Source organism: Symmachiella macrocystis (assembly GCF_007860075.1).
Lineage (GTDB): Bacteria > Planctomycetota > Planctomycetia > Planctomycetales > Planctomycetaceae > Symmachiella > Symmachiella macrocystis.
Window position 1 is genome coordinate 864657 of the sequence record NZ_SJPP01000003.1, and the last position, 16573, is coordinate 881229.

General features: G+C 55.9%; 12 protein-coding genes and 1 pseudogene. 3 read left to right on the forward strand and 10 right to left on the reverse strand.

The genetic code is table 11. The features are described 5' to 3' along the window. Positions 1–149 precede the first annotated feature (149 nt). The 9 genes from argJ to CA54_RS26850 form a co-directional block, all read right to left on the reverse strand. On the reverse strand, positions 150–1346 hold the full coding sequence (gene argJ, locus CA54_RS26810; protein ID WP_231963212.1) for a bifunctional glutamate N-acetyltransferase/amino-acid acetyltransferase ArgJ: 1197 nt from the start codon (positions 1344–1346) through the stop codon (positions 150–152). 169 nt (positions 1347–1515) lie between these two features. Further along, positions 1516–1920, reverse strand: a complete 405-nt coding sequence (locus CA54_RS26815; protein WP_146374053.1) for a hypothetical protein — start codon at positions 1918–1920, stop codon at positions 1516–1518. A 229-nt stretch (positions 1921–2149) separates the two neighbouring features. Continuing rightward, on the reverse strand, positions 2150–2662 hold the full coding sequence (locus CA54_RS26820) for a hypothetical protein (RefSeq protein WP_146374054.1): 513 nt from the start codon (positions 2660–2662) through the stop codon (positions 2150–2152). A gap of 193 nt (positions 2663–2855) precedes the next feature. Beyond that, complete coding sequence (locus tag CA54_RS26825; protein ID WP_146374055.1) at positions 2856–3347, reverse strand: hypothetical protein; 492 nt, start codon at positions 3345–3347, stop codon at positions 2856–2858. Between the two features lie 529 nt (positions 3348–3876). Beyond that, complete coding sequence (locus tag CA54_RS26830; protein ID WP_231963223.1) at positions 3877–4887, reverse strand: sulfotransferase family protein; 1011 nt, start codon at positions 4885–4887, stop codon at positions 3877–3879. Positions 4888–5177: 290 nt separating this feature from the next. After that, complete coding sequence (locus tag CA54_RS26835) at positions 5178–6245, reverse strand: 3-keto-disaccharide hydrolase (protein ID WP_146374057.1); 1068 nt, start codon at positions 6243–6245, stop codon at positions 5178–5180. A 179-nt stretch (positions 6246–6424) separates the two neighbouring features. Continuing rightward, entirely contained in the window at positions 6425–7306 is an 882-nt protein-coding gene (locus tag CA54_RS26840; RefSeq protein WP_146374058.1) for a glycerophosphodiester phosphodiesterase, read from the reverse strand. A gap of 96 nt (positions 7307–7402) precedes the next feature. Continuing rightward, positions 7403–10306, reverse strand: a complete 2904-nt coding sequence (locus CA54_RS26845; RefSeq protein WP_146374059.1) for a VWA domain-containing protein — start codon at positions 10304–10306, stop codon at positions 7403–7405. A gap of 85 nt (positions 10307–10391) precedes the next feature. After that, positions 10392–11210 (reverse strand): hypothetical protein, encoded by an 819-nt coding sequence (locus CA54_RS26850; RefSeq protein ID WP_146374060.1) that lies wholly within the window; start codon positions 11208–11210, stop codon positions 10392–10394. A 256-nt stretch (positions 11211–11466) separates the two neighbouring features. On the opposite strand from CA54_RS26850, the gene CA54_RS26855 reads away from it, so the two are divergent. The 3 genes and pseudogenes from CA54_RS26855 to CA54_RS26865 all read left to right on the forward strand — a co-directional run bounded on the left by CA54_RS26855 (position 11467) and on the right by CA54_RS26865 (position 14900). Continuing rightward, positions 11467–13083 (forward strand): FAD-dependent monooxygenase, encoded by a 1617-nt coding sequence (locus tag CA54_RS26855; RefSeq protein WP_197532864.1) that lies wholly within the window; start codon positions 11467–11469, stop codon positions 13081–13083. Positions 13084–13257: 174 nt separating this feature from the next. After that, positions 13258–13719 (forward strand): annotated as a pseudogene (locus CA54_RS26860) (iron exporter MbfA); the annotation flags it as partial. Positions 13720–13817: 98 nt separating this feature from the next. Further along, complete coding sequence (locus CA54_RS26865) at positions 13818–14900, forward strand: hypothetical protein (RefSeq protein ID WP_146374062.1); 1083 nt, start codon at positions 13818–13820, stop codon at positions 14898–14900. Here the strand turns inward: CA54_RS26865 and CA54_RS26870 are convergent. Then, a complete protein-coding gene (locus CA54_RS26870) occupies positions 14897–16276 on the reverse strand; it encodes a phenylacetate--CoA ligase family protein (RefSeq protein WP_146374063.1) in 1380 nt (459 codons plus the stop codon). The two genes, CA54_RS26865 and CA54_RS26870, sit on opposite strands and share 4 nt — an antisense overlap. Positions 16277–16573 lie beyond the last annotated feature (297 nt).

A 16573-nucleotide genomic window follows, 5' to 3' on the forward strand; every position in this document is an offset into this window, starting at 1 on the left:
CAACTGGAGGGGGGGGAGGGACATTGTGCGGCAGTGAGAAGGCAGTCCCCACTGCCAGCGAGGACGTCCCTAGATTGTATCACGTCCGCTAAGCAATGTCAGCCACAGGCAGCGCAAGGCAGCTATTTCGACCTCAAGCCTCGCCCCCCCTACGTCGTGTACTCCGAATTGAGCCGCACATACTCCGCCGTGAGATCACTCGTCCAGTACCGCACGGCGGACTCGCCGCTGCCACAGATTAAATCGATGTGGATCTCTCGATTGTCACGCATCGACTGCGACACGGCCGCTTCGTCGTATGAGACGGGCGAACCTTGTTCGTAGAGCAGCGTGTCATTGAGCCGCAGCGTGATCTCTTCCTCGCGCAAGGTGACACCGGCGTAACCGACGGCGGAAACGATGCGGCCCCAGTTGGGATCAGCGCCGGTCACCGCCGTCTTCACCAACGCGCTATCAGCAACCGTCTTGGCAATGCGAAACGCATCTTCGCGCGTTGCTAAACCGGCAACGTCGATCGTAATGATGTGGTCGGCGCCTTCCGCATCGCGAATGATCGCCTGCGCCAATTCGGCCGCGACCTCGTCGAACGCTTGTTGCAATGCGTCCCCGGCTGTTTCATCCATCGCACCACCGGCAGCGGCGTTGGCTAACAAGACCACCGTGTCACTGGTACTGGTATGCCCCTCGACGCTGATGCAGTTGAAACTGCGATCGACCGCGTGCCGTAACATCGCATCCGCAGTTTCAGGCGACAGTACCGCATCGGTCATGATCACCGACAACATCGTCGCCATGTTCGGCCCAATCATCGCCGCTCCCTTGGCGACACCGGTGACGGTGACTTCGGTCTCTCCCACCATGATTTTCCGGGTGGCGAGTTTGTGAAACGTATCGGTCGTCATGATCGCCTGCGCGGCTTGCACGAGCGATGCCGCATCGGGTTTAAGTTGCGCCGCCACTTGCGGAATACCGGCGGCGATTTTTTCAAACGGCAGAAAATGCCCGATCACCCCCGTCGAGCAAACCAGCACGCCTTGCGGTTCACAACCGAGTTCAGCAGCCACCAACTCCGTCATCCGCTGCGAATCGGCCAACCCACGGTCGCCAGTGCAAGCATTGGCATTGCCCGAGTTGATCACCACGGCACGCGCCGTCGCCGCAGGTACCCGTTCGCGGGAGACCTTCACCGGCGCACCATGCACAAGATTCTGCGTAAACACCCCCGCCGCCGCACACGGGGTCTCGGAGGCAAACAGCGCCAAGTCCAATTTGCCAGGGTCGCTCTTGATCCCGCAAGCAACTCCGGCAACGCGAAATCCGCGGGGCAAGGAAATTTGATCAGTCACAGTCATATCGTCCGCAGGGTTTTAATCAGAAGCTAGGATGCATGACGGACAACCACAAATTTTCTCTCTCTCCCGTGAAGGAGAGGGCCGGGGTGAGGGCCGCCGCACGATTACGCTCGCCATCGTAACAATCTTGGCCCTGAAGACAAATGCTGCTCCTTGTTTCTGCTCAGTGCAATTTCCCAAGCAGAAACGCACCCGCAACGTTAAAAATCACCAGTAGAATGGGGAGATTGAACAAGAGATTGTTACCTATGGGTAGGGCCTCTGCGTTGCATAGTGCGCAGAGTGCAGCCCACGCTAAGACAATACCAGATGCAACAAGAAACAATGCAAACGCGGCACCTTCAACACCGCCGACCAAGTATCCAAACAGGACCAACCCCGCATTGATGCTGAGTGTGACGATGATCACCATGCGCACCAACCAGTTTTCCGCCTCCCGTTGGACTTGGCCTTGACGTTGAGCCACGGTGCGATCGTCGGCAACTTGTGGAGCAGCGACTTGAGTCGCTCCCTCGCCTACGGTTGCGACCTGCTCGCCGTCACATTGAGGGCAGACCGTGTCACTCAACAGGATTGCCTTTCCGCAATGTTGGCAAGGTCGCATGAAATCACCGGTCGTGTTGTCGGGCGAGTGACTAACGGCGCGTCAAAAATAGGATGCTACGGGCGGATTGACATTCAGTACAACTTGTATCAGCGACAAAAAACGTCTGCATAAGTCAAAAACGGTACCCAGCACCAATACGATTACTATCGTAATGAGGTCACGGTCAATGAAAAAAGCTGCCGAGCTGGTCCTATGGAGTGAGTTTTAACAAGCAATAAAACGCACCGACACCATTGGCGACCACCAGCAGTAACGCTGCAAGATCCAAGGAAAACTCGAGATCCAACTCGGGTTTTAGCTTGGGGAACACTGGAGACAAAACGATCAATAAAAATAGATAAGGGATAAGAGCAATCAGAAAGAACGTACCATCAAAATAGCGGAGCAACTGGGGTACCACTAATAGTAGCGCCACGATCGACATCGCCCACCCGGCACCTTGCGTACCGCCAACCAGATATCCAAAGAGGACCAACCCCGCATTGATGCTAAGCGTGACGATGACCAACCTGCGTATCGACCAGCTTTCTGGGTACCATTGGATTTCTTTTTGGCGTTGATCCAGGGTGTGGTCATTCCTGACGCCTGATGCGGGGGCCTTAGCCACTCCCAAGCCTACGCTCGCGACCTGTTCGCCGTCGCACGACGGGCAGATCGTGTCACTCAGCTGGATTGCTTTTCCGCAATGTTGGCAAGGACGCATGAAATCACCGGTCGTGTATTTGGGCGAGTGACTAACGGCACGTCAAAAATAGGATGCTACGGGCGGATTGACAGTCAGTACAACTTGTATCAGCGAAAAAAAATGTCTGCATAAGTCAAAAACGGTACCCAGCACCAATACGATTACTATCGTAATGAGGTCACGGTCAATGAAAAAAGCTGCCGAGCTGGTCCTATGGAGTGAGCTTTAACAAGCAATAAAACGCACCAACGCCATTGGCGATAGCCAGCATTATCGCTGCAAGAAAGAAGGAAAACCCGAGATCGATCACGGATGTTGGTTTAGGCTTGCGGAACACTGAACATAAAACGATCAAATAGATCAACAAATAGATCGAAACGGTAAAATAGACCGAAGTGGTTGAAAAGGTTAAAAAGACAGCAGCGACGAAGTAGTAGAAGAGAAAGAAGAGAATAATGATCCTTAATTCTCCTATGGGCGAGACCGCTCCCACCGTGATATAAAGCGCCACCAACGACATCGCCCACCCGACGCCTTGCGCACCGCCAATCAGATATCCAAAGAGGATCAACCCCGCATTGATGCTATGCGTGACGATGACCAACCTGCGCATCGACCAGCTTTCTGGGTACCATTGGATTTCTTTTTGGCGTTGATCCAGGGTGTGGTCGTTCCTGACGCCTGATGCGGGGGCCTTCGCCACTCCCAGGCCTACGCTCGCGACCTGTTCGCCGTCGCACAGCGGGCAGATCGTGTCACTCAGCTGGATCGCCTTTCCGCAATGTTGGCAAGGTCGCATGAAATCACCGGTCGTGTTGTCGGGCGCGTGACTGACTAAGCAACTGTTCGTGTACACATCCGTGTAGCGGGAGTGCGAGGTTTCCGCCGAGCCGCGAATTGCCAAATGTCGTACATCAGAAGTGAATCATACCCGCAGATTCATGCAGATTAAACACAGACCAACAGAAGTATCACGTCGACAATCACGTCGGTGCGAATGAGCACACGCAAAGAGTTGCACGTGAAAGGAAGCTATCGTGGAACGTCGACGACTCACGCAGCTAGGTTGAATTCTGTGGCGACGGGCTGATTAAGAAAACGCGTTTTTATACGTATTCTCTTTTTCTTCTTTGCGGCTCTGCGCCTTTGCGCGAGTCCTTTTTGAAGCGTATCATCTCTCGTCCTACCCGAGAAAGGTGCGTCGCGATGCATCCTACGAGCGGCGGTTCGACTCACCCGCGTAGCGCACGCAAACGATCACTGATCAGCTTGCGCGCCTTGTACACGTTGTCTTTCCAGTAGTCGGGATACCGGTACTGCAGAGCTTTATTTTCGCAGCGCCAGTACATTTTGGCCAGTGCCGACGGGTGATAGTCGGTCGGTTCGAATTCGGTTTCATACCCGTACCGCTGCAGTTGCGGCTGCGCGAATTGCTCGAACTGGCGGCGCTGGGCGGGGGTCATCTTTTTGCGCCATTTGTCGAAATTGCCCGCATCGAGTTGTTCGTTCAGCAGCGGCTCCAACTCTTTGAGCAAAGCCTCGCGCGGTTCGATCTCTAAGAACTCGATGACCGCATCGAAAGTCGGAACCGGATTGGAGAGCAACTGTTCGTAGGTGATCTCCAGTTTTTGTTCAGACGGCAACGTTTGCAGAAATTCGTCGATCGCATCGACCGCTTCGATCCATTCTTGAGCCGCCGTATAGATATTCTGCGCGCCCCAAAAACGTCCCATCACCGACAGCGCCACATCACGACCATCGCGGGCGAGATGAATGTACTTGGCATCGGGACAGATCTCACCAATGACCGGCAAGTCGGTCGCATATCCGGGAGTCTTATCCCCCCAGCGAAGAGCCATGTGGTTGTACTGAGCGAGCTGCAAAAAGATCGCATCCAACACCCCGCGATACGTCCGCTCCTTGACGGCGGAAAACGCCGCCTGTGGATCGAACGTAAAACCGAATTTCTTGTGGCAACGTTGAAACCAGCGTTCGCCGCTGATGTCCGTGATCAGCTTGCGAAGATTCGCGTCGTCGCTTAAGTCGCCGTAACGGTTCAACCTACGGTAATAGTCGACGACGAACTGACTTTCCGTCCCGAAGCTAACACGGAGGTGATTCCGCAGTAGCCTCGAAAAGATCGACGTCCCGGAACTCCCGTGGCCCACCAGGATCACCGGACACAGATTGCCATGTTGGACTACAACTTTGTCGCTCATCGTATCAGTGTCAACATCGTTCACGGTCGCCAAAGGGTTCGATCCTCTAGAGCGTGTTTGCAAAACACGTATTTTTTGAATTATCAATCAGCGGCATGGGAGGGCGAAGCTCCTGCTGAGCCGTTTTCCCTTATACTTACAGCGACGCGTAGGGAACGGAAGCGTCTTGATCCATCGCGGCTCGGCGGGAGCCTCGCCCTCCCTTAATGAAATCACACTCTGAGAATAGCAGGAGACTCTCGCCCGGTATCGGCGATTATTCAGCGGCACCCACAATTTGTTTTGAGATGGTCCCATCAATCGGAACGCAACGATTATTCACAAATCGTAACCCAACAATCACACGCGTCCAAATACCATTTCTCGCTGGGTTGGGTCCGCGGCGGAGAATTATTGCCGTAATCGACGACCCAGATATTGCGAAAGCGAACCGGGTTGCTGTGATCCTGAATTTTGATCGGCAACGGTTCCGGTCCTTCCGGTTTCCCGGCTCCGGTCTTGGCGAGGATCTCGACATCGTTATGCACCGGCACGCCGTTGAGTCGGACGGTGATCCGCGCGTTTTGAATCTTTTTACCGTGGGCGTCAAACTTGGGAGCGGCGAAATCAATGTCATACGTCTGCCAAGTCAGCGGAGGCAGGCACATGCTCAAATCAGCCGGACGCTGTTTATACAGCGCGCCGCAATTGTTGTAGACCGGATCGAGTCCAAACGAGTCGAGAATCTGAACTTCGTAACGACTTTGGAGGTAAAGACCGCTATTGGCCCGTGCTTGATCCCGCGCGGCTGGCATATAGGGTAAGCGAAACTCCGCATGCAGTTTGAAATTCTTATAGCGGTCCTTCAGTTGCGTCCCTTCGATCAGCAAGCCGTCATCCGTCATCCGGCCCCCCTCGAAACGGTCAGTATTTGTGCCGTCAAACAGGACCGTGGCGTTATACGGAGCGGGCGCACCCATCGTGGGGCTGCTGCGGTATGTCTTGGTCAGTTGCCCTTGCTCGAAGGAGGGATAGCGGTCGTCGCTGATCACCGCCTGACTGCCGTTGACGGCGATCCGCGTGGGATAAGACGAGAAGACGACCTGATTGCCTTCCAGACCGCCGGTGTATTTGGGATGTTCGCGACGGTCCCAGCCAGCGCCAGGCAACCCGCCGGAAAACAACGTAGCGGAGAACTGTCCGTCGCTCAGAGCAACGACCTGCAGCCCCACCGACTCCCATTGCGAAGGCCCCGTGGTGATGGTTCCGGTGTACTCCCCTTGAAAGGCGAAGTCCGCATCCACTTGGCTGAGGTCCGTCATCGTCGGGAATTTATCAGCCGCCATCGAAGTCGCCGGAAAAACGATCAAAAACGCCGAGACCCATAGGACAGATCGCACCACAGCAGACTCCTCACTTCATAGCTCAGATAACAGTCAAAGTTTCGCCAATCAACGCGGTTTTACATTGTGGCCAACCCACGGACCCGACGCAAGCGGAGCGGTGGCCCAATTGCTTGATTTGTGGAATCGAGCAACCCCTAAGTAGTTCGTATGCGGATTTCTGCGGCCGGTTGTGGCGATTAAGGCGCATTTCCCGAAGGAACCGGCTGTGGGAGCTTCTTCAACTCCTCGCGCAAGAACGCCGGGCGATCCGTGGTGATCGAATCGACCCCCAGCTCGCGAAATCGCGCAGCGACGGCCGGATCGTTCACAGTCCAGGTGTGAAACTCCATGTCGGCGTCGCGGAGCATTTTCACAAACTCGGCATCAATGACCTCTTCATTGGCATGCGTGTCCAATCCGTCAGCGCCAATCCGCTTGAGCGTTGCCAGGACCTTCGCGGGAGACGGCTTGAACCCTCGACCCGGCTTCTTTTCCTTAAAACCGGCCAGCCAATACGCCTTGATGCCGGGTATCTGCTGTTTTGTGGCGGCCACCACTCTGTCGTCGAACGCGATCACGATGGTTTGTTCGGGCTTGAGTGGCGAAGCGTCCAGCGCGGCTTTGAGCTGCGGGACGATCTCCGGACCACATTTGACCTCGATCAAAATCGCCTTGCCCTCCGGCACGATGGACAGGACTTCTTCGATCGTGGGAATCTGCTCACCGGCAAAACGCTCGTCCTTCCAGCGGCCGACATCCAGTTGGCGCAATTCTGCCAGCGTGGACTTCGCGACATCGAGTTCAACACCCGCGGTCTTTTTGGTCGTGCCGTCGTGAATGCAGACGATGTGACCGTCGGAGGTGAGGTAAAAATCCCCCTCGATGAAGTCAGCTCCTTGTTCCCATGCCAACCGAAATGCAGCCAGCGTGTTTTCCGGCGCATCGTGTGAAGCGCCGCGATGCGCAACGATCAGCGGCCGTGACTGCACACGGTCTGCTGAGTAGGACGGAGGTGCTAGGATCGTGGAGACCACGGCAAGAACCGTTACTGAAGCGATGTAGCGAAACCGAGGTATCATGGGCGTAACCGTTCCTAAGTCAGGAGTGGCAAGTAAGTTTAGCTTGCGATTGTTAATAAATAGTAAAACTTGTCAGAATTTTGGCGTGATTTTGCCTCAATCATTGTGGCGGCGTTTGGCTCGGTTTTTGGCTTGGCGGAAAATATCATCCGAGGCCGGACTCGAGACCGGTTTTTGAGCCGCCGGGGAGGGCGCAGTCGTTTGCGGCGCTGTTTGTTGTCTTTGTGGAGCCGCAGATTTTCGCTTGGGCTTCGCCGCCCGTGCCGGCAACTTCGGCAACCAGGACCGCCAGCCCCCTGCTCCCCCGGCGGTGGCTTCCTCCGCCCAGGCCAGCTTGGACCACAACGATAACCGCCGACCGGCAATCTCCACAAGCAACAGGATAATTCCGATCGCCAATAACCAAATCGCCAGCGGATGCATGCCAGCCGTGCGGGGGGGGTTGTTGAAGATCTCTAGCGCATCAATCCGCTCAGTCCCGCCGGTCATCTCCGCCACGTTGCTCAAAATCCGCTCGCCGCTTTCCGACAAGGAGCGCGGTGCATGTTCGGGCGAATAAGGCAAAGTCACGACCGGGCCTCGCACAAAATTCTTTGGTCCCAACTTTACGATCGTATGATATGTCCCCGTGCGCGTGAGCATGAACCGCGCTTCGAGCGTGTGTGCCCCCCGCCAAACAAAGGGGATCTCTAGCGGCTCTTCACGGTCATTGCCAGGCAGCACAGCGTTGAGTGTGGGCGATTCGAACGTGCGGGTATCCACGCGTTCCGGATCGAGTTCGAGCGTCACCACCGCTTCTTGACCCTGACGATCAACGGTCAAATAGACATCGTCCGGATCCGCCCCACCCAACAGCCACCGCGCGTGGGTAATCAAGAAATCGTTGTATTCACCCCATGTACCGAACTGCCCGGAGAATTCGCCATCGACTTCGATCGTAATCGCCGCCGATCGTCCGATGCCGCGATACCAAAACGCCGACCAGGGAGCCACATATTCATCTTGTGAAACCACCGCCGCTGTCGCCTCGGGTCGCAGATAGCACAAGTTGTATCCCTCAACCGTGGGGAACGCGCCAGCGGTCAGATCCCCCATCAACCGGGCATCGGACAACATCCGCGCGGGAATCCCGGCCGGCTGCGTCTCCGGGTCCTTTTCGATAAAACTGCTCCGCGCCACCGACATGGTGTCCTCGGTGAAGAGACGCGGCAATTCTTCGGGATCGGTCGTGAACATGATGTTCCCGCTGCCCCGCTTGGCGATGTCCTCCAGCAGTTTCGCGTCGGGATCGCTCTTGTTTCCCAAACCAATCACACTAACAGTGATTCCGGCGGATTCGAATTTCTTCAACAGGTTTTTGTAAGCGCCCGGTTGCTCGCTGTCTTGTGCGTCGGAAAACAAAATGATGTGCTTGGTGACCTGTTCGGCCTTCATCAATTCGTCCCCGGCGGCCACGAGCGCGTCGTAGACAAAAATCCCACCCCCCATACTTTCGATCTTGCGAATCCGGGCCTGGATGGCTTCGGTATTTTCCACATCAGTCAGCGGTTGAATCACGTGCGGCGAACTGTCAACGGCGATCACGGCAACACTATCGCCGGCTGAGAGCAGCTTCACGCATTCGGCGGTCCCCAGGTTCGCCAAATCCATTTTGGTTTTGCCCCCCTTGACCGGCACCGACATACTGCCGCTGCGATCCAAGGCGATCGCAATCGCAACCCGCGTTTTGCGATGCTCGTCGCGGAGTTCCATCGAGACCGGCAAGGTTTCATCCAAGGGGCTATTGAAGTAGCCGCCCACACCGAAGCTCCGCTGTCCCCCCGTGACAAGCAATCCGCCCCCCAAGTCCTCAACGAACTGCGCCAAGTGCTCCATTTTGAGCCGCCCAAACTGCGAAGCGGGCACGTTTTCTAATACGACAGCACGGTATTGGTCGAGCGAGTCGAGCGTCAACGGATGCGTTTCCGCCGCCATGACATCGACATCAATCTTACCGCTTTGAAAAGCGCGAACCAAATTGTCCGGCATACCGTCAGCATTGAGCACCAAAAGCTTATGCCCGGCATCAACCCGCACCACGCCGGTCCCCAGATTGTTTTGCGGGAGCGGATCGCCTGCGGTAATGATTTTGACGTCGTAACGAAACAGCCCGCCTCCATCCAAAAGATCGCGAAACAATAGCTGCGTCATCCCCGACGGAAATTCGCGCTGTTGTGACGATATCAATTGGCCATCGCGATACAGTTCCACCGTTCCAGCGGAATCCCGGTCGGCGAAGACCCATGCGGAAAACTGAAACGGTTCACGCGGCGCGACCACTTCGGGAAGAGAGATACTGTCGACTGCCACATCACCGTCGCGCATCACGGAAAATTCACGGTAATCGACCGGAATGCCCAACTCGCGTGCGCGGCGGGCCGCGGAGGCCGGGGAAGGTCCGTTTGCCTCACCATCAGAAAAAACCAAAATTCGCGCCGGACGCCGCTGCTGAGCTTGCGGGTCGATCATCTCCAAGGCCGCATCGATCCCCGCATTCAAATCCGAGCCGTCAATGAGGACCTGTTGCGAAAACGAAGCGTCGACCGCATTCTCGGTGAGGATCTGTTCGACAGCCGCACGATTCCCCACCGTCACGATCCCTAAACGGTCGTTGACGCCTCTTCCGTCGTCGAGGTTCCCAATCAATTCGCGAATATTCGCATCCGCGCCAGGCGGCATCGAACGGGAGCGGTCAATCACGACCACCACATCCAGCCCCTTGCCCCCCAAATTGAACTCCGGCCCAGCCAATGCCGTGAGCAACAGCACAAGCAATGCGACGCGAAACACCCCGGTCAGCCCCGGCGCACGGGCCCACCGCCAATAGACGAATCCCACCGGAATGGCCAGCAGGAACAGTTCCGGGAACAGAAAATGGATCATCGGCAAAATCACCAGGCTTGAGGCTTCAGCAGTGAGGAGCAAGTCAACCAGGCCCAGTACATCCCTCAGGCCTGTCACCTCCAGCCTCACGCCTAGACCTACAGCCTATCAACCTAACAGGCGGCAATTCAACGCCGGAACACTGCAAACGCCGAGTGTCCTATCAGAATCGCACCTCAACCACTCCGTCGTCGACGCCAAACACGCGGACTCCTTTGACCGCTGTTGCATCAAAATTGGGCCAGCGATTGGTCGCCTTGACCATAGCCACGGCGGCTGGTGGGTTGCCGGCTGGGGGCGTGGCGAATAGGTCGTATTCCCAGATTCCGTCGGCCGGTGGTTGCACATAGACCCGCCGCGTCAACTTAGCCTCCGTCCAGCCGGCGGTATTGACCTGTCCGGTGACCGTCACGACCAGCGTCGGGGGATTTGACTTCAGGAGGGCATGCTCGATTTTCAAAATGCGGGGAACGCGTACGTTCGGCAGCGCTGGTTCGGCCATAGCCTCCAACGAAATCACACGGCGATCCTCCCCCGGCCGATCGATGACCAGGCGATAATCCCCAGTCTTTTTCGAAGGCGATACCAGGTAATACCGCGATTTGGCTGGCTGTAACGCGCCGAGGATTTCATAGACCTTGCGTCGCTTTCCGGTCGGGTCGGGCATGTCGACATATGCAAACCTGACAGCCACCGGTGGAAAGTAAGTCCCCGTGTTTTTTTGAAAATCCCCAAAACGATCCGGAGCGGAATACTGATTGCCATCGAAGACCATTTCGCCCCCCTGATCCAGTGAACCGGACAAAGTGATCTTCTGCACATTTCCCACAGCTGACGTCAACGGCACCGACTGCAACGACACCGTCCGCCCACGTGAGCTTTGCGCGAAAACCGTCTGTGTGATGCCGAGACAACTGATTAACCCCAACATAATAAACGACAGGGTACGGAAGTGGATCGAGGAGCTGATGAACATCCCCATGCGTTTCTCCAAAGCGTCTGCAAGGCAGTGTACTGGTGTATGCCAACTTGCAGAATTCTACTCCGATCGAGTGACATATATATGGCACACCAATAAAGGGGAGGGAGCGAATTGTGAAATTTTTTCCGCAATGGCCACGCGACGACTGTCAAATTCAATCCATCGCTTCCATCCACGCGGTTGACGGCCTCTGCACCAAAGTGAGACGATGTTCTCACTATTTTCGTGGTTAGTTTCGTGTTGGCCTGGAGCACTCATGATGAACAAGACGTCGGCCGATTCACCAGTTCTGGTGGTCGGAGGTCGTACAACGGGATTGATGATGGCGGCCGAATTGGCACGGCATGATGTGGCGGTGCGCATCATCGACAAATCACCGGGCATCGACCCACATTGTCGCGCCACGGTGCTTCATTCGCGTTCATTAGAGATCCTGCATAGCCTGGGCATCGTGGATGATATCGTCGCGTGCGCACAACCATTGCACGGAGTCAGTCTGTACGTGAATGGAGAGCCGCGAGGCCGATCCGAGGAAATGCCGGTCGATTCCCCCTTTCCGTTGAGTCTCGGTCTCCCACAATCCACAACCGAGTCCATTCTCGAAAAACACCTCAACGACCTTGGCGTATTTGTTGAGCGTAATACGCAACTGACGTCGCTCGAACAATCCGCCGACAAGGTTCGTGCGCGTTTGCTGCATTACGACGGCCGTGCAGAGGTCGTCGAAACGCCGTGGGTGATCGGCTGCGACGGGGCACATAGCACGGTGCGGCACCAGACCGAGGAGACATTTCCTGGCGATGCGGATCCATACCCCTACTTGCTTGCCGACGTGGTCATGGACGGTCCCCTAGAACCGGGGGATGTCTATATCTTTCTGCATGACGACGGCGAATTGTTTCTATTCATTCTCAACGAGGGACGCCGTATGGTTGTCGCCAACGTTGCCAAGGAGACCGACATCAGCCGGGATCCCACGTGCGAGCAGGTGCAAGAGTTGGTCACACAGCGCAGCCAACATGACTTTCACCTGTCGGACCCGCGCTGGCTCACGCACTTTCACATCAATTACCGACTCGCTCCGCATTACCGGCATGGGCGAACTTTTCTGGCAGGGGATGCGGCGCACGTGCACAGTTTGCTGGGGGGACTGGGAATGAACACCGGCATCCAAGACGCACACAATCTCGCCTGGAAACTCGCTTTGGTCATGCGCGGCGTCGCTCCAGCCACTTGGCTGGACACCTATGAGACCGAACGGCGACAGGTCGCCGAAGATGTGATTGCCACGACCAAACTCGCCACACAGAACGCGGAATTATTTGCCGAACTTTCCTCCACGGACCGTGAAAAACTAGTTCCTCACATGTTCGTGCCGGAAGGCGAGAAAATGCGGGTCCGGAACCATGAAGAACAAATCGACCTCGACTATCGCTCCAGCTCCATTTGCTTCGAGCCGGAGGAGGGGTTTGCAAACGGCCCGCATCCCGGCGCGCGGGCTTTAGATTCGCCCATTCATCTCGACGGCCAGCTCTGTCAGTTCTACGACTTACTGCGCAGCTCCAAGCACGGTTTATTCCTCTTCGCCCCTGCCTCCTCACAAGGTACTGTTTCGACCGAACTCACCACCGCAGCAGAAGCGGCTGCGCGTGACCACGGGGATTGGATTGCTGTCCACCTCGTTGACGATTGGAATGGGGAGTCCACAGTTCCATCGAACGTTACTCCTATTGAAGATCCTCAACAAACGCTCCGTCAACGCTATGGAATTGGAGAATCAACCGGCCTGTATCTCATCCGCCCCGACGGCTACGTCGCCTATCGCAGTCGGCAGTTAGACAGCCTAGACGAATACCTCGCCCGCATTCTTTAATCTGAAGAATACGCTTTGCAGTCCGCAATGACCGTAACTGCCTAACACGTTACGATACGCACAGCAGCCCCTAACTCTACTTACAACTTGCGAAACCATATGACCGAAGACCCTGTGCCGCCCGATACATCATCGCCAACGACAGTCAAAGCAAAGACCGCCTGGAACGATGAGAAGTCCTTCCTGCTCTCGGTGATTCAACCTGGATTGGCGGGGTTGATGGATGGGTCGGTCTCGTCGCTGGCTCCGTTGTTTGCCGCTGCGCTGGCGACACAAAGTAGCCGCACTGCTTTTCTGGTCGGGTTGGCGACCGCTGTGGGGGCGGGGATTAGCATGGCTTTTTCCGAGGCGCTTTCGGACGATGGGAAACTCAGCGGTCGCGGGAATCCCTTCTTACGCGGTGCCGTTTGCGGGGGTATGACCTTTCTGGGGGCAATCGGTCACACGCTGCCGTTTTTAATCCCCACCTTCACCGTCGCTGCCTACACGGCCGGCGCGGTTGTGGTTGTGGAATTACTGGTCATCGCCTGGATTCGCCATCGCTATATGAAAACCCCACTTGGGGCCGCAATCGTGACAGTGATCGTCGGTGGACTGATCGTCTTTTTAGCCGGCGTTATCATCGGCAGTTCTTAATCCACCATAGCGCGCCGATTGTGAATGTCTGTATCGTACACCTATAATGCGCCGCAGCGTGACATCGAAACAGAATCGAAACCAAGGAGTCGGTTGTGATGTGTGATCGTCGTGGCTTTGTCATATTGCTGGCCCTGTTTTGTTGTTCCTACGGGCAACGAATCGCTGTTGCTCAGCAGACAGCAACGCCCAAAACCGTTGTCGCTTCCCAAGAGAAACCGCTGGCCGGATATCCCGTCGCCGCTGCCCGCCGCCGTGCGATTGCCACGGCCCCGTTCCATCGCCCGCTCGATGAAGACACGATCAAAAAGTGGATGGATATCAGTTCGCAATGCACGATTGCTGAATTTGAATTATTTCTGGCACCCCTTTCGCCACAGGAAGCGAAGCTGCTGGCGAAAATCGAAAACATGCCGCCTCCGATTGTCAATCGTTTGTATTTTGAGCATCTGCGCAGCGTGCTAAAAAACGGCGGACTATATTCGCTAACGCTTGAGGAAAAAACGCTGGACGAGCCATTTCAGCACACGACGCCGGCGATGGAAAACGAATTGTTCGGCGCTTTTGAATGTGTCTTCGCCAGCGTCGGGCCGCCCAACGGTTCGCCCCGTTACGGCGATGTGATCATCCGTATGAAGGATACCGTCCGCGAAACCGGTTGGGCGACGCCGTTTAGCGGGATGCATTTCATCTATTCCATCCGCCATCAGCCCGCACGAAAAATGCAGGATCTCTTAGCCAGCGGCAAACCGCTCCCAACAGCGCGGACCAACCCGCTGAGTCTGGGATTCGATGATCGACTGAGTTATTCGCACTATATTGTCACGGAACAATATTGGCACAAGGCACTCGCTTATCAGGCGATTTTGGTACTACGCAACTTAGACAATTCAAAGTCGGGCGATCTCGCGCGACAACGCTTCGAGGCGATGCTGGTCGAACAGAATGCTGAGAAATTCTGGGCGCTCTTCATTCCGGCCCGTGAGAAAGGGTTATCGGCGGAAGCGGAAGCAGCACGGGTCCCATTTGGATATCTGGAAGCCAAGTTTCCCAGCAAGTTATCGATGGATTTCGTCACCTCCATCGAAGTCTCGCCCGAGCAACTCGCCGAAGTCCGCACGTGGCCCGAAGCAAAGCCGTATCTATCACGGATCCGTGTGAAGCCCAAGGGAGTGGACTAACTCAGCGGAACGAACCGTCGCAATTTGTTGGTTTCAGCATGCCGGGGCAGGTCGGGAACAACTTCGATGGACACCTCCGCATTGTTCAACCCTCCCTCGGCGAGTGCACGCACCAACGCCGTCTTCAGAGCGTCGGCAGGAATTTCGCCGTGTGTCATCGCCAGGACGCGCGCCCCGGCTGGAGTTTGCTGGACTTGGTATTCGCTGATATGCGGCTCTTGCCCGAGAATGCTCCGAAAAATCATAGGATGTATTTTGGTGTTCTCGCGATAGACAAACCAATTGTCTGCCCGGCCTTTGACTTCGGTGATCCGCCGGTATCCTGGAGCGTCCGGATTGGGGCCACCGTCAAGGACAACCGTATCGGTCAGTTCATAACGGATCATGGGCATCACCTGTCCGTACAATTTGGTCACCAGCAACCGGTCAGCCTGCGCAGCGTCGGACACCGGTTGATCGTGCTCGTCCACCGGTTCAAAGATCAAAAAGTCTTCGGCGATCGTCATGCCCGAATAAGAATTCCCCTCAGTGCCGGCCACACCGATTTCGACCGAGCCCCACTGGTTGTGAATATTTATGCCCCAGACCTGAAGCGCCATGTCGCGAGCCTGTTGCGGCAGCGGCTCAGAGTTGGTGGAAATACGTTGCAAATTGATCTGCAGCCGTCCATCAAGAGCTTCGGCGCACAATTCCTCAACGATCGAGGAATACCCAATCAGCCGGTCGGGTTGAAACGCATTCAGCCGCTCGACCATCGTGCGCATCGCGGTATTGGCGGAAAGCACAAGCACATCACGCTCAGGGTCAACCATGCTGGGAAACAATAACCGGCTGGCGTGCACATAGGACCCAGCACAGACAACTGCCGTCCGTTTCGGACCTGCCGGGGGATGGGCCACATCTTGCTGGGCTTCCATCCGCGTTGTGATGTTGGTGGTCACGACAAATGTTTCCCAATCCCACAGAAACAACCCGCGTTTGCCGGACGAACCGCCAGTGGCAGCGGCGTAATATTCATCCATGTAATACGCATTTGTCTCTTCGCCCGAGAGCAGACGCTTTAAGTGCGCATTCACATCATCCTGTTTCAACCGCCGGTCCGTAACAACATCGTCCCAGTGCGTCATCACATCCGCCTTGGTCATGGGTGGAATCTTTGCCAAGTCGCTGACCTCCAACGTACTCGCTTCCAAATGGCCCAAGCGCCCCGCGTGAAATGGCGATTCCTGCTGCGCTGCGGCCACAATCTTTCGCAGCCGCAACGTTTGTTCTTCTAAGACCCGGTCGCGACTCCAAGACAGCCGTTCGATCGCCTCGGCGGTAAACCCCCGCACGTCGGCAAGGTGTTTTTCTCGCAATGCTTTAAAATTGGCCATTCTCAGACGTGCTCCCATTCAAAACTTATCAAGGGCATTGCCCACTGCTTGCAGGCAATCGTATCGCCTCATCCCAAGGGATGCGACATCAGCCTATTTGAATATTCGTGAATAAACCGCTGCCACCACGTCGGACTTTGTTCTCCCGCATGATCTCGGTACCAACGGCGGATTCCGCACTCGCATCGAGTCGCTCCCTCTGTATAATTCGACTTCGCTACCATCGTCGGTGAGATGGCCGATTTGCGTCCTCCCCAACCGCACTCCCTATCCTGTCGGCATATTCGGCCGCAAGGA

Coding starts and splice junctions, on each gene's coding strand:
- CA54_RS26820 (WP_146374054.1), bottom strand. CDS start 2,662: ATGCGTCCTTGCCAACATTGCGGAAAAGCAATCCAGCTGAGTGACACG.
- CA54_RS26840 (WP_146374058.1), bottom strand. CDS start 7,306: ATGATACCTCGGTTTCGCTACATCGCTTCAGTAACGGTTCTTGCCGTG.
- CA54_RS26850 (WP_146374060.1), bottom strand. CDS start 11,210: ATGGGGATGTTCATCAGCTCCTCGATCCACTTCCGTACCCTGTCGTTT.
- CA54_RS26855 (WP_197532864.1), top strand. CDS start 11,467: ATGATGAACAAGACGTCGGCCGATTCACCAGTTCTGGTGGTCGGAGGT.
- CA54_RS26865 (WP_146374062.1), top strand. CDS start 13,818: ATGTGTGATCGTCGTGGCTTTGTCATATTGCTGGCCCTGTTTTGTTGT.
- CA54_RS26870 (WP_146374063.1), bottom strand. CDS start 16,276: ATGGCCAATTTTAAAGCATTGCGAGAAAAACACCTTGCCGACGTGCGG.